The sequence below is a fragment of the Ruegeria sp. CG8 genome (assembly GCF_056537165.1).
This window is the reverse complement of sequence record NZ_JBQFRA010000002.1, coordinates 375,184-394,586: the sequence shown is the minus strand read 5'-3', so window position 1 is coordinate 394,586 and position 19,403 is coordinate 375,184. Positions and strand designations below refer to the sequence as shown.

Genomic DNA, 19,403 nt, shown 5'->3' with positions numbered 1-19,403 from the left:
CACGCAATGACATGGGGGCGTGCGTGCGCGAAGTCCATACTGAACTGAATAGTTTGGTTTGATTTTTTTCGCAAGAGCGCCCTGACGCTGAGCAATTGTGCATTTCGGGTACTTGGCTTGCTGATGGCGCCGGGGTATGACATGGCGCCAGAAAGCTGAATGCAACGCCCGGGGGCAGGAATGAGCGACGTCGACAGTTTCATTGATGAGGTCACCGAAGAGGTGCGCCGCGACCGGCTTTACCTGCAGCTGCGTCGATGGGGCTGGGTCGGTGTTCTGGCCGTTGTTCTGATCGTGGGCGGTGCGGCTTTCAATGAATACCGCAAGGCGCGCGACGCCAGTCAGGCCCAGAAGCTGGGCGACGATATTCTGGCCGCGATGCAGCTGAACGACGCTTCCGCACGTGCGGATGCGTTGGCGCAGGTCACGGCCAATTCGGCCGGCGAGCAGGCTGTTTTGGGCTTTCTCCTCTCGGGCGCATTGTCCGAGTCGGGATCGGCCGAAGAGGCGGTTGAACAGCTGAATGCGATTGCAGTTCAGGGTGACCTGCCGGAAATCTACCGCTCGATCGCTGCCTTCAAGGCCCTGTTGTTGCAGTCCGAAACCATGCCCGCCGCCGAGCGCCGGCAACAGTTCGAGGCGCTGGCCGCTCCGGGCGCGCCGCTGCGTCTGCTGGCAGAAGAACAACTGGCCCTGATCGACCTCACCGATGGCGACACTCAGGCCGCGCTGGAACGTCTGCAGGCCATCCGTCAGGATGCAGAGGTCAGTGCCGACATCCAGCAGCGTGCAACCCAATTGATCGTCGCGCTGGGCGGAACGCCCGAACCGATCACCGCACAGCAGGGTTGATACGCGGCCCATTTCAGTGAACCAATACAGGCGAGTTCGGAGTTTCATGGCAAAAAGACTATTTTCCCGATTTGGTTTGCCGGTCGCAGCCCTGGCGCTGACGGCGCTGAGCGCCTGCGAGGAACCCGAAGTGATCCTGCCGGGCGAGCGTGAAGACATCCGCCCGGCCCAGGATCTGGAAACCGTTCAGACAACCGGTGCCAAACCGATCAGCCTGCCGGCCGCAAAGCGCAATGCCGAATGGTCACAAAGCCCGGGCACCGCGGCTTTCCGTACCACCAACGCGGCGCTCAGCCCCGCGCCGCAGCGCATCTGGTCAACCTCGATCGGGGCCGGCGACGGGCGCAAGCAAAGGATCACCGCTGATCCGGTTGTCGCAGGTGGCCTGATCTACACCCTGGACGCGGCGGCAACCGTTTCCGCGGTTTCTCCTCAGGGGCAACTGGTCTGGAGCACAAACCTGGTCCCTGCCACGGATGGCGAAGAGCAGGCGACCGGGGGCGGCATCGCCTATGCAGACAATACCTTGTACGTTTCGTCCGGTTTCGGCCGTCTGACCGCTCTGGATGCGCGCACCGGTGGTATTCGCTGGCAAAAGAAACTGAACGCGACCGGTAGCGGAGCACCGCTGGTTTCTGGCGGCCTGCTTTACCTTGTGGCGGGGGATCAGACCGGCTGGGCGGTTGATGCAAAGGACGGGCGCATTGCCTGGCAGATCGAGGGCACGCCCAGCGTCGGCAATGTCCTGGGGGCTCCGGCGCCGGTATTGGCGAACGAGTTCGCAGTCTTTGCGTTTGGGTCCGGTGATGTGGCGGCCGCTTTCCGAAAAGGCGGAATCCGTCGCTGGAACGCGTCGGTCGCCGGCGGCCGCAGGGGGCGGGCCGCAGCGCAGATCGTGGATGTGACGGGCGGCCCGATCGTATCCGGAAACTCGATCTACATCGGCAACCACTCAGGACGCACGGTCGCCTTCGACGCCAGCTCGGGCGAACGGATCTGGACCGCTTTCGAAGGCGCGGTCGATACCGTCTGGCCGGTCGGCAACAGCGTATTCCTGATCAGCGACCGCAGCCAGTTGGTGCGGTTGGACGTGTCAGACGGGTCTGTGGTCTGGGCCATCGACCTGCCGGGCTTCGTCAAGGACAAGCCCAACCGTCGCGGACCGATCTTTGCGCATTACGGCCCCATCATGGCGGGTGGACGCATCGTCATCGGCTCGAACGACGGTTATCTGCGGTTCTACAACCCCGTGGACGGCACGCTTGTGCATCAGGTCGAGGTTCCGGGCGGGGCGACAACGGCACCGGTGGTTGCGAACCAGACGCTCTACGTGGTTTCGACCAAAGGGCAACTGCACGCTTTCCGTTGACGACAAGATGCGTTAAACGGCGCGTCTGAGTCTTGAAAGTTGAGTATCATGTCTTTGACCCTCGCCATCGTGGGGCGCCCCAATGTGGGCAAATCCACCCTGTTCAATCGCCTTGTGGGCAAGCGCCTTGCGCTGGTGGACGACCAGCCCGGCGTTACCCGCGATCTGCGTGAGGGCGAAGGGCGGCTGGGTGACCTGCGCTTTACCGTGATCGACACGGCCGGGCTGGAGGATGCCACCGACGACAGCCTGCAGGGCCGGATGCGGCGCCTGACCGAGCGTGCCGTAGACATGGCCGATGTCTGCCTGTTCATGATCGACGCCCGTGTGGGCCTGACCCCGACCGACGAGATGTTTGCCGAGATTCTGCGCAAGCGCTCCAAGCATGTGATCCTGGCGGCCAACAAGGCCGAGGGGGCGGCGGCGGATGCCGGTGTTCTCGAGGCCTACAACCTGGGTCTGGGCGAGCCGATCCGTCTGTCGGGCGAGCATGGCGAAGGCATGACCGACCTTTACGCGGCGTTGATGCCTTTGGCTGACGCCATGGAAGAAAAGCAGCCAGAGGACGTTCCGCAAACGGATATCGATCTGGACGAGGATGGGGAAACCGAGGGCGAAACCCCTGCAATTACGCCGGACAAGCCGTTGCAGGTGGCCGTTGTTGGGCGTCCGAATGCGGGCAAGTCCACACTGATCAACAAGATCCTGGGTGAAGATCGACTTCTGACCGGTCCCGAGGCCGGCATTACCCGTGACGCCATCAGTCTGAAGTTGGACTGGGGTGGCACCCCCATGCGCATCTTTGACACCGCCGGTATGCGCAAGAAGGCCAAGGTACAGGAAAAGCTCGAGAAACTCTCGGTGTCGGACGGCCTGCGCGCCGTCAAGTTCGCCGAAGTCGTGGTTGTCCTGCTGGATGCGGCGGTCCCGTTCGAGCAGCAGGACCTGCGCATTGCCGATCTGGCCGAGCGTGAAGGACGTGCCGTGGTGATCGCGGTGAACAAGTGGGATGTCGAGGATAACAAGCAGGAGAAACTGCGCGAGCTCAAGACCTCGTTCGAACGCCTGCTTCCCCAACTGCGCGGCGCGCCTCTTGTGACCGTGTCGGCCAAGACGGGCAGGGGGTTGGAGCGGCTGCGTGATGCGATCCTGCGCGCCCACGATGTGTGGAACCGTCGGGTTCCCACCGCGGCCTTGAACCGCTGGCTGACCGCCATGTTGGAGCAGCACCCACCGCCAGCCCCCCAGGGGCGCAGGATCAAGCTGCGCTATATGACTCAAGCAAAGACGCGCCCGCCGGGTTTTGTCGTCATGTGCTCGCACCCGGACAAGATGCCGGAAAGCTACTCGCGGTATCTGGTCAACGGTCTGCGCGAGGATTTCGACATGCCCGGAACCCCGATCCGGCTGACGCTGCGCGGGCAGGGGGACAAGAACCCCTACAAGGGGCGCCGCAAGAAAAACGCGGGTGCGCTGGCCAAACATCTCAAGGGCAAGGCGTAACTGCGCCAATTTTCAGCATTTTCGGGCTTGGGGCGTGACAGCCCCCAAGCATCGCGCTAGCATTCGCATGCGTGCATTCATTTCGCGCGCGATTTGCGCGTGCCTGTGACGTGCAAAATTTCGCAAGGACTATTGAACCGGACCATCGTGGGGAGCGGGCTGGATGGACCTGAGAGAATATACGAGACAGTACGCGGTGCAGGACAATCGGCTGGCCGCGCTCAGCTATTTCGGGACGTTCGTGGTGTATTTCGCATCGCTGACGCTGGCGATCGTCTATGTGGATCAGTGGTTCATCATGATCCCGGCCGGGATCGTGTTCGCCTTTTCGGCAGTGCGTCTCTATGTTCTGCAGCATGATTGCGGTCATCATTCTCTGTTCGAAACCCGACGGCAGAATGAGTGGGCTGGCCACGTGCTGTCGCCGTTCACCTTCGCTCCGTTCGAAGTGATGAAACAGAACCACAATCTGCATCACGCGGGCATCGGCAATCTCGAACATCGGGAGACCGGGGAAATCAACACGATGACCTTGCGGGAATGGAATGAAGCGGATTGGAAAACCCGTCTGTTCTACAGGCTTTACCGCAATCCCTTCATCTTGGTGCCGGTCGGGGCCCTGTTCACGTATTTCATCCGCTATCGCTGGCCCAAAAACACGGTGCGGTTCGGCGTCCGTGGGGTCGTGCTGCACAACCTGTCCATCGTGGTTTTCCTCGGGTTGTTGTATTGGATTGCTGGCATGACAGGCATACTCGTCTGGCTGGCCTTCTCGTTTCTCGGCGGAATGCTGGGTGTGTTTCTGGTGTATCTTCAGCACAATTTCGAGGACACCTACTGGGATCGCCGCCCGGATCTGGACCCGCAACTGGCGGCGCTTCAGGGTTCGTCAGCGCTGGATTTCGGATGGTGGTTTGACAATGCGGTCGCCTGCATCACGCTGCATGACATCCACCATTTCAATGCGCGCATCCCGTCCTACCGGCTGCGCGCCTGTCACTACAACCTGCCACCCGAATACACACCCCGCCGGATCAAGTTTCCCGAGGCGGTGGCCGCGCTGAACCTGAAGCTGTGGGATGAAGATGCCAAGCGGCTGGTTCCCTTTCCGCGGCAGGGTGAAACCGGTGAGCTGGCCCGGGGCAGTTAAGGACGGTTTTCCAAAGGTTGTGCAGACCGAAGCCTTGTCTTGCGGCCTGTCGGACGTAGTTTTTAAGTTGGATCGTTTAGGAGTTTTGGAATGACAGCGGTGACCAAGGTTCGCGGTATCGGAGAAGCACTTGGCCGCGCTCTCAACGACAATGGCATCAAGACGGCCGAGGAACTGGCCAAGGCCAAGCCGGCTGCGCTGGTCGCCGTTCCCGGTATTGGAGCGCGCCGGGCGCCCGGATTGATCGCCGCCGCCAAACAGGCCACCTCCGGCGCTGCGCCCGTCGCCAAAACCCGCTCGCAGAAGGCCCCTGCGCGGAAGGCGGCGCAACCTCGGACCTCAGCTGCTGCGCGCAAGGCCGACGCAGAAGCCAAGGTGGCAGCCGAGAAAGCCGAAGCAGAGGCCAAGGCCCGGAAGAAGGCCAAGGCCAAAGCCAAGGCCGAAAAGGCAGCGAAGAAAAAGAAAGAGATGGAAGCGGCGATCTCGAAGGCGAAGGAAAAGATAAAATCCAAGGCCAAGTCGAAAAAAGACAAGAAATCCAAGAAGGAAAAAGAGAAGGCCGGCGGTAAGTCCAACAAAGACAAAAAGGACAAGAAGGCCAAGAAAAAGGCAAAGAAGTAGTCACTTCTTTGCCTTGATCCGAAGCAATGCGGTCGCGGCTGGCGTGACCGCTAAAAGTTACGCCAGCGTGCCGTCAGCCTGCAGGGTCAGCTTGCCGCCAAGATACGGCGAAAGAACCTCGGGCAAGGTCACGGTGCCATCGGCGTTCTGGCCGTTTTCCAGAACCGCGATCAAGCAGCGCCCCACCGCCAGGCCCGATCCGTTCAGCGTGTGCACGAATTCAGGTTTGCCACCGCCCTCAGGCCGGAAGCGCGCATTCATGCGACGGGCCTGGAAATCTCCGCAGGTCGAAACCGAGCTGATCTCGCGATAGGTGTTCTGGCCGGGCAGCCAAGCCTCGATGTCGAAAGTCCGGCGCGCGCCAAACCCCATGTCGCCGGTGCACAAGACGACGGTACGGTAGGGAATGCCCAGCTTTTCCAGGATGCCTTCGGCACAGCGCAGCATGCGCTGCTGTTCGTCGTCCGATTTGTCGGGATGCGTGACCGAGACCATCTCGACCTTTTCGAACTGGTGTTGTCGCAACATACCGCGCGTGTCCTTGCCGGCCGAACCCGCTTCGGAGCGGAAGCACAGCGAATGCGCCGTGTAGCGGCGCGGCAGATAGCTTTCCTCGATGACGCAATTGTTGACGATGTTGGTCAGCGACACCTCGGAGGTCGGGATCAGCCACCACCCCTCGCGGGTTTGGTAGCTGTCCTCGCCGAACTTCGGCAGCTGGCCGGTGCCCTGCATCATCTCGGAGAGCACCAGAACCGGGCCGTTCACTTCGGTCAGACCGTTCTCGTTGGTATGCGTATCCAGCATGAACTGCGCGAGCGCCCGGTGAATGCGCGCCACACCGCCCGACAGCAGCACGAAACGAGATCCTGCCAGTTTGGCCGCGGTTTCGAAATCCATGCCGTTCTGAACCGAGGCGATCTCGAAGTGTTCTTTCGGTTCAAAGTCATAGTCCCGCGGCGTGCCCCAGCGTTTAACTTCGACATTGTCATTCTCGTCTTTGCCGTCGGGTACGTCCTCGGCCGGCAGGTTCGGGATGCGAACCAACTGGTCAGTCAGAAGGGCGTCGATATCCTTGGCCTCGGTCTGCATACGGGCGATTTCGGCCTTTTTCTCGGCCACAAGTGCCCGAAGACGCTCGAACTCGGCTTCGTCGCCGCGCGCCTTGGCTGCGCCGACTTCCTTGCTGGCCTTGTTCTGTTCGGCCTGGGCCGTTTCGGCTGCCAGGATCTTTGCCCGGCGGCTTTCATCCAGGCGCAGCAGGTCTGACGATACCGGAGCTTCCCCCCGGCGCTCGAGCGCGGCGTCGAAAGCTGCTGGGTTTTCGCGAATTGCGCGGATGTCGTGCATAGGTCAGATCCTTGGCAAATGAATCACTAGGGCCGCTTATGCACCATCTGACGGGCAGGGTGTAGCACCGGGTTGGAAAAACGGCCTAGTTGTCCGTGTCTTCAACCGTGTCATGTGCCAGTCGACCGTCCCATGGATGGGTCGGGATCTTCGGCTCGGGAGGGTCGGCAACGTAGGACGGCGTCATGATCTGAACACCGTTCTCGTTGAACACGTCAACGATGTTGCGGTGCAGGTCGGACTTGATCCGCGGGATCGAGTTGCCACGGGTCGTGTAGGCGTTGATCTGGTAATTGATCGCGTAATCGGCCAGCGCGGTCCACAGGACAAAGGGCTCGGGGCGGGCGCGAAGCCCATCGGTGCGACGGGCTGCCTCGATCAGCATCGCTTCGACCTTTTCGGGGGGCTCTTCATAGCCGATCCCAACGGTCGTGTGCAAAAGCAGGCCCTTGCCGTCGGTCTGCTTGGAAAAATTGACCACATCCGAGTTCATCAATTGGGCGTTGGGGATCGAGATCAGCTCGTTCTTGATGGACTTCAGGTGGGTTTCCATGAGTTTGATCTGCACCACATCACCGATGTGGTCACCGATCTGGATGCGGTCACCGATCGAGGTAGAGCGGCGATAGATTACGAACAGTCCAGCCAGCATGTTGCTGACAACCGAGTTCGCGCCAAGAGAGAGCATTGCACCAACCAGGATGGTCAGACCCTGAAAGGCCGCCGAGTCCGAGCCTGGAATGTAGGGAACTGCAAAGACAAGAGCGATCAGGATTACCACGACGCGCGCGATGTTGAACGTGGGATTGACCCAGTGTTTCTCGAAATCGCCCATGTCGAAAGTGCCGGCCTCGACCGCGTCGAAGAACACCCGCATGCCTTTGATGATGTACATCGTCACCCAGGCGATCAACGCCAGCATGATCATGTTCGGGATGTAGCTGAGAATACCCCGGAAGATCAGCAGAACCGGTTCGGTCAGGTAGGTCAGCAGCAGCTGCGCAAAGTACCGTGACTCGGCAAATGCCAGCAGGACGAACGACAGATAGTAATAGAAACCCAGAAAGAAGATGATCAGCAGGCCAAAATTCAGCCCGTATCGGATCAGTGCGGCAATCGCCTCGGCCTGTACACTTTTCGCGGTGGCTTCCTCCACGTCCCTAAGGTATCGCCGGACAAAGATCAGCGTGCGTCGCCGAATGCGCCTGTGCAGCCACAGGATCACCAGGACGAAGACGATGAACCCCAACGTCCACGCCGCCGCTTCGATCGCACCTGACACACGCGCCTCGTCCGTGCGGTTTGCCCGGTAAGCCATGATCGCGTCCCGGATGGCGTCGCCATGCAAGACCGTCAGGACGCTCAGTTCCATTTGCTCCAGCTCGGCATCGGCCTCGGTGACGATGGTGACCATCTGACCGTCCGCCAGAATGCGGGTGCCTATCTCGGTGTCCTGATAGGTGATGTCGACATCCGTGGCATCCGAGGATTCGGCGACCTTGATGATCGCGTCCTGAATGTTCTCGGCCCTTTCCGGCGCGGGCAGGGCGCTGGAGCCTCGAATGTGGAACAAGGTGTCGCCGTCAACGATGACCGGAGCCATGAAGGTCTCGGCGGCGGCGCTGTCGGCTTCGGGTCCGTCCTGCGGGGCATCCTGCGCCATGACAGGCACCGAAAAGGCCCAAGCCGCAAACAGCATGGACAGCAAAACACCCAATGGAAATGAGGCCTTGACGATACTCCGCATGGGTCCTCCCTGACTTTGACTATACCCAAAGCCCCGCACCATCCTAGTGGATATCTGCGGCGTAATTCATCATCTTCGGGGATCGTGACACTGTTGCACGGCATGCCAAGTCGGCCATCGCTTGCAAAGGTTGATTTCAAGGCATAGTTTCCCGGCAAATTCGCGGTGCTCACTCCGCGACCTCAAGAAAAAAGGAATGTCCCATGGAAGGTGGCGCAATCGCCCAGTTTCTCCCGCTCATCCTGATCTTCGCGATCATGTACTTCCTGCTGATCCGTCCGCAGCAGAAGAAGATGAAGGAACATCAGGCCATGGTCGAGGCAGTGCGCCGCGGCGATCAGGTCGTCACTCAGGGTGGCCTCATCGGCAAAGTGTCGAAGGTCAAGGAAGGCGAAAACGAGATCGAGGTCGAGATCGCGGACGGCGTCCGGGTTCGTGTGGTCAAGTCGACCATCGCTCAGGTGCTGAACAAGACCGAACCGGCGAAGTAACTTCGCGTCGCAACTTCCTGAAAAGGCAGGGTAATGCTGCAAATTGATACCTGGAAACGGGTCCTGATCTGGCTGGTCTGCGTGGTTGGCCTGCTGATGGCCCTGCCGAACGCGTTTTACACGCGGGTCGAACAATCGAACGACGCCAAGGCCGCCATCGAACTGGGCATCGACACGCCCGAGATGCAGGCGCAAGCGGGGCAATGGCCCGATTGGCTGCCGTCGTCATTGGTCAACCTGGGGCTTGATCTTCGCGGTGGGGCGCATCTGTTGGCCGAAGTTCAGGTTGGCGATGTCTACGAGACGCGGATGGAGGCCATGTGGCCCGAAGTTCGTGATGCCCTGCGGGACGAACGGGCGACGGTCGGAACGATCCGCCGTCAACCCTCGGCCCCGGATGAGATTCGCGTTCGTATCAGCCAGCCGGACGGAATGCCAAGCGCTCTGGAAGCGGTGCGCGGGCTGGCCCGTCAGGTGCAGACGCTGACCGGGGTTGGCGCCACGGATATCGAAGTCAGCGCCGACGGCGACACCCTGATCGTAAAACTGTCCGAGGCGGAGAAACTGGCCTCGAATGATCGAACGGTGCGTCAGGCACTTGAAATCGTGCGCCGCCGGATCGACGAGGTTGGCACTCGTGAGCCGACGATCCAGCGTCAGGGCACCGACAGGATACTGATTCAGGTGCCCGGGATCGGCAGTGCCAGCGAGTTGAAGGACATCATCGGTACCACGGCACAACTGACCTTCAATCCGGTCGTGGCTCGCGGCACCGATCCGGACGTCGTGCCCGGCGTCGGTGAAGAGGTCGTGCCGTCGATCGACGAAAACGGCGTGTACTACACCATCGAATCCGCACCCGTCGTGACGGGCGAGGAATTGGTCGACGCACAGCCTTCATTCGATCAGAACGGACGCCCGGCGGTCAGCTTCCGGTTCAACACATCCGGCGCCCGCAAATTCGGCGATTACACCCGTGACAATATCGGTGCTCCGTTTGCGATCGTGCTGGATGACGAGGTGATCTCGGCTCCGGTGATCCAAAGCCATATCCCCGGCGGTTCCGGCATCATCACCGGCAACTTCACCGTCGAAGAAAGCACGAACCTTGCTGTTCTGCTGCGTGCAGGCGCGCTGCCGGCGGGACTTGAGTTCCTCGAAGAACGTACGATCGGCCCCGAACTGGGCCAGGACAGCATCGACGCGGGTAAGGTCGCCACCACAGTCGCTTTTGCAGCGGTCTTGATCTTCATGGCGCTCAGCTATGGTCTTTTCGGCATCTTCGCCAACATCGCTTTGCTTATTAACGTCGGGCTGATCTTTGGGCTGTTGTCACTGATTGGCGCGACACTGACGTTGCCGGGCATTGCCGGGATCGTGTTGACGGTCGGTATGGCGGTGGATGCCAATGTGCTGATCTTCGAACGTATTCGAGAAGAGCTGAAATCGGCCAAAGGCCCCGCTCGGGCAATCGACCTGGGCTATGAAAAGGCCCTGTCGGCCATTCTGGATGCCAACATCACGACCTTCATCACCGCCGTTATCCTGTTCGCCATCGGCAGTGGCCCGGTTCGCGGCTTTGCCATCACGCTTGGCCTGGGCATTTTGACGTCGGTCTTCACCGCGATCTTCGTGACGCGACTGATGATCATCATGTGGTTCGAACGGCGCCGCCCGAAAACGATCGAGGTTTGACATGAGACTGAAACTCGTACCCGAAAACACCTCGTTCGATTTCTTCAGCCGCTGGAAGGTCTGGCTGGGCATTTCGGGCCTGATGATGGTCATCGCATTCGCTTCGTTCATGCTCCAAGGTTTGAACTTCGGGATCGACTTCCGGGGCGGTACCACGATCCGGACCCAGAGCACGCAGGAGCTGGATGTCGGTGTTTACCGCGACGCCATTGCGCCGCTGGGCCTCGGGGATGTCACCATCACCGAAATCTTCGACCCGACATTCGGGCCTGATGAGAACGTGGCAATGATCCGCATTCAAGCGCAGGACGGTGCCGAATCTGTCACGGCCGAAACCATCGCGGCAGTCGAAGGCGCCTTGCAGGCTGTAATCCCAGATATCCAGTTCGTTTCGGTGGAATCCGTGGGCCCGAAAGTCTCGGGCGAGCTGATCCAAACCGCCGTGATTGCCGTGGTTTTGGCGATCGGAGCGGTGTTGGTCTACATCTGGCTGCGGTTCGAATGGCAGTTCGCGTTGGGGGCGGTCGCCGCGCTGGTGCATGACGTGTTGCTGACGATCGGTATTTTTTCCGAGCTGCAGATCCGCTTCGACCTCGCGATTATCGCCGCGCTTCTGACAATCGTCGGTTACTCGCTGAACGATACCGTGGTCGTATTCGACCGGGTGCGTGAGAACCTGCGTAAATACAAGAAGAAGGACCTGAAAGAGGTGCTGAACCTCTCGATCAATGAAACGCTCAGCCGAACCGTCATGACCTCGGTCACCACGTTGCTGGCGCTTGTCTCGCTGTATGTGCTCGGCGGTGACGTGATCCGCGGGTTCGTCTTCGCGATGATCTGGGGCGTGATCGTAGGGACCTATTCGTCGGTTTTCGTGGCCTCGACCATCCTGCTGTGGCTGGGGGTCAAACGCGATTGGTCCAAGCCATCGAACACGGCCGGCAACCAGTTTGCCAATATTGATGCCTGATGTGTTCGGCCAATCCCCAACGGGATTGGCCGTCATCATTTTTGCAGCCCTCGCGGGTGGAATCGTTCGAGGGTTTTCCGGGTTCGGCACCGCGCTGATCTTTCTGCCGCTGTCGACGCCTTATCTTGGTCCGTTCGGGGCTTTGATCGCGTTGACCTGCATGGATGTCTTCGGGCCACTTCCCAATCTGCGCCGCGCCTGGGTTGATGTCGACAAACGCGATCTCGTGCGACTTGTCGTCGGGTGTGCACTTTTGCTGCCGGTCGGACTGTCGATATTGACCCGAGTCCAGCCTGAGGTTTTTCGCTACGCCGTCAGCCTCGTGACCCTGTTCATGCTGGTCGTGCTGATTTCGGGGCTGCGGTACAACGGCGAAGTCCGGCGCAACATGGTAACTGCCATCGGCGCTGCGGCCGGCTTTTTGGGGGGCGTTGCAGGCATCCCGGGTCCGGCGGTAATCCTGTTCTACATGTCTCGCCCGTTGCCTGTGGCAGTTGTTCGGGCCACGATCCTGCTGTTCCTTCTGGCCTTTGATTTTCTGATCTTCGGATATCTCGCTGCGTTCGGGCAATTGACCTGGTCAACGGTTGGGTTGGGGCTGGCGCTTGCCGTTCCGAATCTGGCAGGAAATTGGCTGGGCGGCTGGATGTTTCAGCCTGCCAGGGAACGGGTCTACCGCGTGATCGCGTATGCAGTCATCGCTGCTGCGGCCTTGTCGGGCTTGCCGCTTTGGGGATAGAAGATCACATGCGTCTGAACGAGATCACATATACCAATGCAGTTCCGATTGATGGCTATGGGCCGGGATTTTTTCGGATAGGCGGCGAGGTTCACGAAGGCAGTGTTCTGACAGGCCCCGGAGGGACCGGACCTTGGGGCGGTTTTGCGGACAGCGAGAGCCTTCTAGGGCTGGCCAATCAGGTTGACGTTCTGTTCATCGGCACCGGCGCTGATCTTTCTCACATACCATCTGATTTGCGGTCGACCCTCGAAGAGGCCGGCATCGGGGTCGAGATCATGAACTCGCCCGCCGCCTGCCGCACCTACAACGTGCTTTTGTCCGAGGGGCGCCGTATAGCTCTGGCCCTGTTGCCGGTCTGACCGCTTCATCTGGCCCCTCACATCCCACCCCGCCAAAAGGCCCTGCGGCAAATCCGTCCTTTTTCCCCCGCAACCAATCGGATAAGCGGGTCTCATGACACTGACCGTGACCGACCTTGCCATCGCCCGAGGGGGTGTGCCCGTGCTCGAAGGCCTCAGTTTCGCGCTGCCCCCGGGCAAGGCGCTGATCCTGCGCGGCCCGAACGGGATCGGCAAGACCACCCTTCTGCGCACGCTGGCCGGTCTGCAACCGCCGCTCTCGGGCCGGATCGAGGGGGCCGAGGACCGGATCGCCTATGCCGCCCATTCCGACGGGCTGAAACCCACCCTGACCGTAACCGAGAACCTGACCTTCTGGGCCTCGGTCTTTGGCACGCGCGACATCCAGTCCGCGCTGGAGGCCTTCGCCCTGAACGAACTGGCCGATCGTCACGCAGGCAACCTGTCGGCGGGCCAGAAACGCCGGCTGGGTCTGGCGCGGATGCTGGTGACCGGCCGACCGATCTGGATGCTGGACGAACCCACCGTGTCACTGGACAAGACCGCCGTGGCAATGTTCGCCGATGCAGTGCGGGCGCATCTGGGGCAGGGCGGCTCGGCCCTGATTGCCACCCATATCGACCTGGGTCTCGATGGTGAGGTCCTAGATGTCGGCCCCAACAAGGCGCGCCCGAAGGCGCTGGATGACTTCGACGGAGGCTTTCTGTGATCGCCCTGCTGTTGCGCGACCTGAAACTGTCCTTCCGCGCGGGCGGAGGGTTCGGCCTCGGGCTGGCCTTCTTCCTGATCGTCACCGTTCTGGTGCCGTTTTCGGTGGGTCCGCAATCCTCGCTGTTGGCGACAATCGCGCCGGGGGTGCTGTGGCTGGGCGCATTGCTGGCCTGCCTGCTGTCGCTGGATCGCCTGCTGGCACTGGATTGGGAGGACGGGTCGCTCGATCTGCTGGCCACCGCGCCGCTGCCGTTGGAATCGGTGGTCACGATCAAGGCGCTGGCGCATTGGATCACCACCGGCCTGCCGCTGGTGCTGGCCGCGCCGGTGCTGGGTGTGCTGCTGAACCTGCCCGGCCCCGGTTTTGGCTGGCTGGTCGTCTCGCTGCTGATCGGCACGCCCGCGCTCAGCGTGATCGGCACCTTTGGCGCAGCCCTGACCGTGGGGCTCAAGCGCGGCGGCCTGCTGCTGTCGCTGCTGGTGCTGCCGCTATACGTGCCAACGCTGATCTTCGGGGCCGAGGTCGCGCGCCGTGGTGCCACCGGGATGGAGGTCCAGACCCCGCTGCTGATGCTGGCCGGGATCACCGCCGCCACGGTCGCCCTTCTGCCTTTTGCCAGCGCGGCGGTGCTGCGCATCAACCTCAGATGATTGGGGCACGTTGACCAATGTCAATTGAGAACGCCCCCGACTCGGACTAGATAGAGCCCATGTCGATAGCAGCCAAAGCCAACGCCCTGTGGGAATACGCCAACCCGCGCAAGTTCCTCGCCACCAGCGAGCGGGTCCTGCCGTTCTTCTGGATCAGCTCGGCCCTGTTTCTGGTCGTCGGGCTGGTGTGGGGGTTCTTCTTCACGCCGGATGACTACAAGCAGGGGTCGACCGTCAAGATCATCTATCTACACGTGCCATCGGCGCTGATGGCCATCAATTGCTGGCTGATGATGCTGATCACCTCGCTGGTCTGGCTGGTGCGCAGGCACCATGTCAGTGCCCTTGCCGCACGCGCCGCAGCGCCGATCGGCATCGTGATGACCCTGATCGCGCTGGCCACCGGCGCCATCTGGGGGCAGCCCATGTGGGGCACCTGGTGGGCCTGGGATCCGCGCCTGACCTCGTTCCTGATCCTGTTCCTGTTCTATCTGGGCTACATCGCCCTCTGGGAGGCGATCGAAGACCCCGACACGGCGGCGGACTTGACCTCGGTCCTGTGCATCGTGGGGTCGGTCTTTGCAATCCTCAGCCGCTATGCGGTGAATTTCTGGAACCAGGGTCTGCATCAGGGCGCATCGGTGATGCGCGCAGGGGCGATCACCGGCACGGACACCACCGAGAAGGTCAGCAACGTGTTCTTCTACCCGCTGCTGACCTGCATCATCGGCTTCGTGCTGCTGTTCATCGCGCTGGTCCTGTACCGGACCGGCACCGAAATTCGCGCGCGGCGCATCAAGGCGCTGCTGGCACGGGAAAGGGTAAACGGATGATGCCTGATCTGGGAAAATACGCCGAAACGGTTCTGTCCTCCTACGCGGCCTCGATCGCCCTGCTGGTGGCGCTGGTGGTTTTCAGCATCCTGCGTGGCCGCAAGGTCCGGGCCGAGATGGAAAAGATCGAACAGAGGATGTCGCGCAATGGCTAAGATCTCGCCGTTGATGATTGCTCCGCCGCTGATCTTCGGTGCCTTCGCCGTGCTGGCGGCCATCGGCATGTTCCGCGAAGACCCCAACGCGTTGCCCTCGGCCCGCGAAGGCCAGCCCGCGCCGCCCGTTGTCCTGGCCGAGTTTCCAGGCAAACAGGGGTTCGACGACGCAACCCTGCGCGACGGCCAGGTCAAGCTGGTGAACTATTGGGCCAGCTGGTGTGCTCCCTGCCGCGCCGAGCATCCGAACCTCGAGAAACTGGCGCAGGAAGGTATTCCGGTCTACGGCATCAACTACAAAGACAAACTGGCCAACGCCGACGCTTTCCTTAGCGAACTGGGTGATCCTTATGCCGCCATCGGGCGCGATGAAAATGGCCGCATGGGATTGGATTGGGGCGTCTACGGCGTGCCCGAGACCTATGTGATCGATGGTGACGGCACGATCATCCTGCGGTTTGCCGGTCCGATCACCCAGCGCGTGATCGAGAGCACTATCCGACCCGCATTGGAAGAAGCCGCCGCGCAGTAACGCCGGGGTTAAAGGCGATACCCGCCAGAGACGGTCAGCACCTCTCCGGTGATGAAGGACGCGTCTTCGGATGCGAGAAAGCGAACTGCGCGCGCTATGTCCTCGGGTATCCCAACACGCCCCAGCGCCGTGTTCTGAACGAATAGGTCGGTCAGATCGTCGGGTCTTGGGGCTTCGGGGATGTTGATCGCTCCGGGTGCCACCGCGTTGACGCGAATGCCGTCTGGGCCAAGTTCTTTCGCCATGGCGCGGGTCCACAGGTTCAGCGCGGCCTTGCTGGCCCCATAGGTAGCGGCGTCGCGTGGCGGGAGTTCGGCGTTGACTGACGAGATACTGACGATCGACGCTCCCCGCTGCAGGTGAGGCAACGCGGCGGCCAGCAGCGCGGCCGGTACCAGCAGGTTGAGATCAAGAATAGCCCTGTGGTCCTTTTGGCTAAAGCTGTCCTTCGGCGTGGCCTGAACCAACCCGGCATTGTTGATGATCACATCCAGCCGGCCGAACCTGTCGATGACGCGGCGCACCACGTCTTCGGGCTGACCTTCTTGCGTGAGATCGCTTTGCAGGGTCAGGGCCGGTCGGTCATCGGGCAAGGGCTGCGGTTCGGTCTTGTGCCACGTCAGGGCGAGGCGATGATCCACGGCCAGATCAACCGCGATGGCCCGGCCAATTCCGCGAGCACCACCAGTTATCAAGGCAACTTTTTCCATGCCCCCAGCAGACCGCTTATCTGCACGGAACACAACGCGATAGTGGCCAGACCTGAAACGAAAAAGGGCGCCCGTTCGGGGCGCCCTTGCGTTCTTGGCTTTGTGCCGGCTTAGCTGGCCTTGGCCAGGTTCCGCAGCACATAGTGCAGCACGCCGCCGTTTTCGATGTATTCGATCTCGGGCGCGGTATCGATGCGGCACTTGAGCGTAATGGTCTTCTCGGTCCCGTCTGCGTAGGTGATGGTGCAGGGCACCTCTTGCAGCGGCTGGATCGTGTCCAGACCGTGGATCGAGAAGGTCTCGTCGCCTTTCAAGCCCAGCGTCTTGCGGTTGTCGCCCGCGGTGAACTCGAACGGGATGACGCCCATGCCCACCAGGTTCGAGCGGTGGATACGCTCGAAGCTTTCTGCGATCACGGCTTTGACGCCCAGCAGCGCGGTGCCCTTGGCCGCCCAGTCCCGCGAGGAACCGGCGCCGTACTGTTCGCCACCGATCACGACCAGCGGAGTGCCTTCTGCCTGATAGGCCATCGATGCGTCATAGATCGAGGTCTGCTGACCATCCGGGCCTTTGGTGTAACCACCCTCGACGCCGTCCAGCATCTCGTTCTTGATGCGGATGTTGGCGAAGGTGCCGCGCATCATGACCTCGTGGTTGCCACGGCGCGATCCGTACGAGTTGAACTCGCGCGGTTGCACCTGGCGCTCCAGCAGGTATTTGCCCGCGGGGCTGGTGGTTGCAAACGAACCAGCCGGCGAGATGTGGTCGGTGGTGACCATGTCGCCCAGAATGGCCAGAACCTTGGCGCCTTCGATGTTCGAGATGGTGCCCGGCTGTGCCCCCATACCCTGGAAGTAGGGCGGGTTCTGGATGTAGGTCGACGTCGGCGGCCAGTCATAGGTCTCGGCATCGGTGGTTTCGACCGATTGCCATTTCTCGTCGCCCTTGAAGACATCAGCATATTTTGACTGGAATGCCTCGCGGGTTACGGTTGCCTCGACCAGTTCGGCAATCTCTTTCTGGGTCGGCCAGACGTCCTTCATGTAGACGTCGTTGCCGTCCTTGTCCTGACCGATCGGTTCCGAGGTCAGGTCGATGTCCAGCGTACCGGCCAGTGCATAGACCACCACCAGCGGCGGCGAAGCCAGGTAGTTGGCGCGCACGTCGGGCGAGATCCGGCCTTCGAAGTTGCGGTTGCCCGACAGGACCGAGGTCGCCACCAGGTCGCCCTCGGCGATGGCCTCCGAGATCTCTTTCTGGATCGGGCCCGAGTTGCCGATGCAGGTGGTGCAGCCGTAACCAACGAGGTTGAAGCCGACCTTGTCCAGATCTTCCTGCAGGCCAGCGGCCTCAAGATATGCGGACACGACCTGCGATCCCGGCGCCAGCGAGGTTTTGACCCACGGTTTGCGGTCCAGGCCCAAAGCCGCCGCCTTGCGTGCGACAAGGCCCGCACCGATCATCACATAGGGGTTCGAGGTGTTGGTGCACGACGTAATCGAAGCGATCACGACCTTGCCCGATTCCATGGTGTAGTCTTCGCCTTTGACCGGCACTTCCTTGCCCATCGGGCGCTTGAAAGTGTTTTCCATCTCCTGGCGGAAAGCGGCCTTGGCGTTGGTCAGCGGCACATAATCCTGCGGACGCTTGGGGCCCGAGATCGCGGGAACGATCGTGCTCATGTCCAGGGACAGCGTGTCGGTGTAGACCGGAGCATAGTCCGCCCCACGCCAGAACCCGTTTTCCTTGGCATAGGCTTCGACCAGCGCGATGCGGTCCTCGTCACGGCCGGTGTTGCGCAGGTAGCGCAGGGTTTCGTTGTCGATCGGGAAGAAGCCGCAGGTCGCGCCGTATTCCGGCGCCATGTTGGCGATGGTTGCGCGGTCGGCCAGCGGCAGGCGGTCCAAGCCTTCGCCGTAGAATTCGACGAACTTGCCCACCACGCCCTTGGCGCGCAGCATCTCCACGACCTTCAGAACCAGGTCGGTGCCGGTGGTGCCTTCGACCATCTCGCCGGTCAGTTCGAACCCGATCACTTCGGGGATCAGCATCGAGATCGGCTGACCCAGCATCGCGGCCTCGGCCTCGATCCCGCCAACGCCCCAGCCCAGAACGGCCATGCCGTTGACCATGGTGGTGTGGCTGTCGGTGCCGACCAGCGTGTCGGGATAGGCGACTTCTTCACCGTTCTGGTCGGTGTCGGTCCAGACGGTCTGGGCCAGGTATTCCAGGTTCACCTGGTGGCAGATGCCGGTGCCCGGCGGTACCACGCGGAAGTTGTTGAACGCGCTCTGGCCCCATTTCAGGAACTGGTAGCGCTCCATGTTGCGTTCATATTCGCGGTCCACGTTCATCTGGAAGGCGCGCGGGTTGCCGAATTCGTCGATCATGACCGAGTGGTCGATGACCAGGTCTACGGGGTTCAGCGGGTTGATCTTCTGCGGATCGCCCCCCAGCGCCTTGATGCCGTCGCGCATCGCGGCCAGGTCGACAACGGCCGGAACGCCGGTGAAGTCCTGCATCAGCACGCGAGCAGGGCGGTAAGCGATCTCGCGCGGGTTCTTCCCGTTGTTGGCGCCCCATTCGGCAAAGGCCTTGATGTCATCGACGGAAACCGAAAAACCGCCGTCCTCGAACCGCAGCATGTTTTCCAGCACCACTTTCAGCGCGGCGGGAAGCTTGGAGAAATCGCCCAGACCGGCCTCTTGCGCGGCGGGGATCGAGTAATACGAGATGGACTTGCCATTCACGCTCAGGCTGCGGCGTGTCTTGGCGGTATCCTGTCCGACTTTGATGGGCATCTGTGGCCTCCCTCTCAAATGACGTGGAATTGGGATTCGCTGAGCGGTATCTGCATCACCATGGCCTGCGGTTCAAGGTCCAACAGGGCGAGTGCGGCAATTTTTGTATACCATTGCACACATTTTTGCGAATTGCCGCCGAAACCTGTCTCAAGAAACCT

19 protein-coding genes are annotated in these 19,403 nt (G+C 61.3%); 15 read left to right on the top strand and 4 right to left on the bottom strand.

The features are described 5' to 3' along the window. Positions 1-180: 180 nt before the first annotated feature. The 5 genes from ACR0EF_RS07930 (at position 181) to ACR0EF_RS07910 (ending at position 5,495) form a co-directional block, all read left to right on the top strand. Complete coding sequence (locus ACR0EF_RS07930) at positions 181-852, top strand: hypothetical protein (RefSeq protein ID WP_170372297.1); 672 nt, start codon at positions 181-183, stop codon at positions 850-852. 46 nt (positions 853-898) lie between these two features. Further along, complete coding sequence (locus ACR0EF_RS07925) at positions 899-2,221, top strand: PQQ-like beta-propeller repeat protein (RefSeq protein ID WP_170338504.1); 1,323 nt, start codon at positions 899-901, stop codon at positions 2,219-2,221. Between the two features lie 48 nt (positions 2,222-2,269). Then, complete coding sequence (der, locus tag ACR0EF_RS07920) at positions 2,270-3,724, top strand: ribosome biogenesis GTPase Der (RefSeq protein ID WP_170370694.1); 1,455 nt, start codon at positions 2,270-2,272, stop codon at positions 3,722-3,724. Positions 3,725-3,887: 163 nt separating this feature from the next. Next, positions 3,888-4,874 carry a fatty acid desaturase gene (locus ACR0EF_RS07915; protein ID WP_170358693.1) on the top strand — a complete coding sequence of 329 codons (987 nt, stop codon included), beginning with the start codon at positions 3,888-3,890 and terminating at the stop codon, positions 4,872-4,874. 90 nt (positions 4,875-4,964) lie between these two features. Further along, positions 4,965-5,495: a helix-hairpin-helix domain-containing protein gene (locus ACR0EF_RS07910; protein ID WP_170363197.1), complete on the top strand. Its 531-nt coding sequence runs from the start codon at positions 4,965-4,967 to the stop codon at positions 5,493-5,495. 57 nt (positions 5,496-5,552) lie between these two features. On the opposite strand, the gene serS is transcribed toward ACR0EF_RS07910, so the two are convergent. Together serS and ACR0EF_RS07900 are read right to left on the bottom strand one after the other, a co-directional pair. Then, on the bottom strand, positions 5,553-6,845 hold the full coding sequence (gene serS, locus ACR0EF_RS07905) for a serine--tRNA ligase (RefSeq protein ID WP_170372299.1): 1,293 nt from the start codon (positions 6,843-6,845) through the stop codon (positions 5,553-5,555). 85 nt (positions 6,846-6,930) lie between these two features. Beyond that, positions 6,931-8,592, bottom strand: coding sequence for a mechanosensitive ion channel family protein (locus ACR0EF_RS07900; protein WP_170372301.1), 1,662 nt, complete (start codon positions 8,590-8,592; stop codon positions 6,931-6,933). Between the two features lie 203 nt (positions 8,593-8,795). On the opposite strand from ACR0EF_RS07900, the gene yajC reads away from it, so the two are divergent. From yajC to ACR0EF_RS07850, 10 genes are all read left to right on the top strand, one after another. Beyond that, entirely contained in the window at positions 8,796-9,083 is a 288-nt protein-coding gene (gene yajC / locus ACR0EF_RS07895) for a preprotein translocase subunit YajC (protein WP_093962445.1), read from the top strand. 33 nt (positions 9,084-9,116) lie between these two features. Next, a complete protein-coding gene (gene secD, locus ACR0EF_RS07890) occupies positions 9,117-10,778 on the top strand; it encodes a protein translocase subunit SecD (RefSeq protein WP_170370691.1) in 1,662 nt (553 codons plus the stop codon). A gap of 1 nt (position 10,779) precedes the next feature. Continuing rightward, entirely contained in the window at positions 10,780-11,748 is a 969-nt protein-coding gene (gene secF, locus ACR0EF_RS07885) for a protein translocase subunit SecF (RefSeq protein WP_170358702.1), read from the top strand. After that, positions 11,741-12,487: a sulfite exporter TauE/SafE family protein gene (locus ACR0EF_RS07880; protein ID WP_170338013.1), complete on the top strand. Its 747-nt coding sequence runs from the start codon at positions 11,741-11,743 to the stop codon at positions 12,485-12,487. Before secF ends, ACR0EF_RS07880 begins: the two co-directional genes overlap by 8 nt. A gap of 8 nt (positions 12,488-12,495) precedes the next feature. After that, positions 12,496-12,849: an Mth938-like domain-containing protein gene (locus ACR0EF_RS07875; RefSeq protein WP_170338015.1), complete on the top strand. Its 354-nt coding sequence runs from the start codon at positions 12,496-12,498 to the stop codon at positions 12,847-12,849. A 94-nt stretch (positions 12,850-12,943) separates the two neighbouring features. Continuing rightward, positions 12,944-13,558: a heme ABC exporter ATP-binding protein CcmA gene (gene ccmA / locus ACR0EF_RS07870; protein WP_170372302.1), complete on the top strand. Its 615-nt coding sequence runs from the start codon at positions 12,944-12,946 to the stop codon at positions 13,556-13,558. Then, positions 13,555-14,211, top strand: coding sequence for a heme exporter protein CcmB (gene ccmB / locus ACR0EF_RS07865; RefSeq protein WP_093962439.1), 657 nt, complete (start codon positions 13,555-13,557; stop codon positions 14,209-14,211). The genes ccmA and ccmB overlap by 4 nt, the downstream gene beginning before the upstream one ends. 59 nt (positions 14,212-14,270) lie before the next feature. After that, positions 14,271-15,044: a heme ABC transporter permease gene (locus ACR0EF_RS07860; RefSeq protein ID WP_170372304.1), complete on the top strand. Its 774-nt coding sequence runs from the start codon at positions 14,271-14,273 to the stop codon at positions 15,042-15,044. After that, complete coding sequence (gene ccmD / locus ACR0EF_RS07855) at positions 15,041-15,199, top strand: heme exporter protein CcmD (RefSeq protein ID WP_170338523.1); 159 nt, start codon at positions 15,041-15,043, stop codon at positions 15,197-15,199. The genes ACR0EF_RS07860 and ccmD overlap by 4 nt, the downstream gene beginning before the upstream one ends. Beyond that, complete coding sequence (locus tag ACR0EF_RS07850; protein ID WP_170372306.1) at positions 15,192-15,731, top strand: DsbE family thiol:disulfide interchange protein; 540 nt, start codon at positions 15,192-15,194, stop codon at positions 15,729-15,731. Before ccmD ends, ACR0EF_RS07850 begins: the two co-directional genes overlap by 8 nt. Positions 15,732-15,739: 8 nt before the next feature. Here the strand turns inward: ACR0EF_RS07850 and ACR0EF_RS07845 are convergent, their stop codons facing one another. Further along, the gene (locus ACR0EF_RS07845) at positions 15,740-16,441 is read right to left on the bottom strand and encodes an SDR family NAD(P)-dependent oxidoreductase (RefSeq protein ID WP_170338527.1); all 702 of its coding nucleotides are present in this window, start codon (positions 16,439-16,441) and stop codon (positions 15,740-15,742) included. A 110-nt stretch (positions 16,442-16,551) separates the two neighbouring features. Next, entirely contained in the window at positions 16,552-19,242 is a 2,691-nt protein-coding gene (acnA, locus tag ACR0EF_RS07840) for an aconitate hydratase AcnA (protein WP_170372308.1), read from the bottom strand. Between the last annotated feature and the right edge of the window lie 161 nt (positions 19,243-19,403).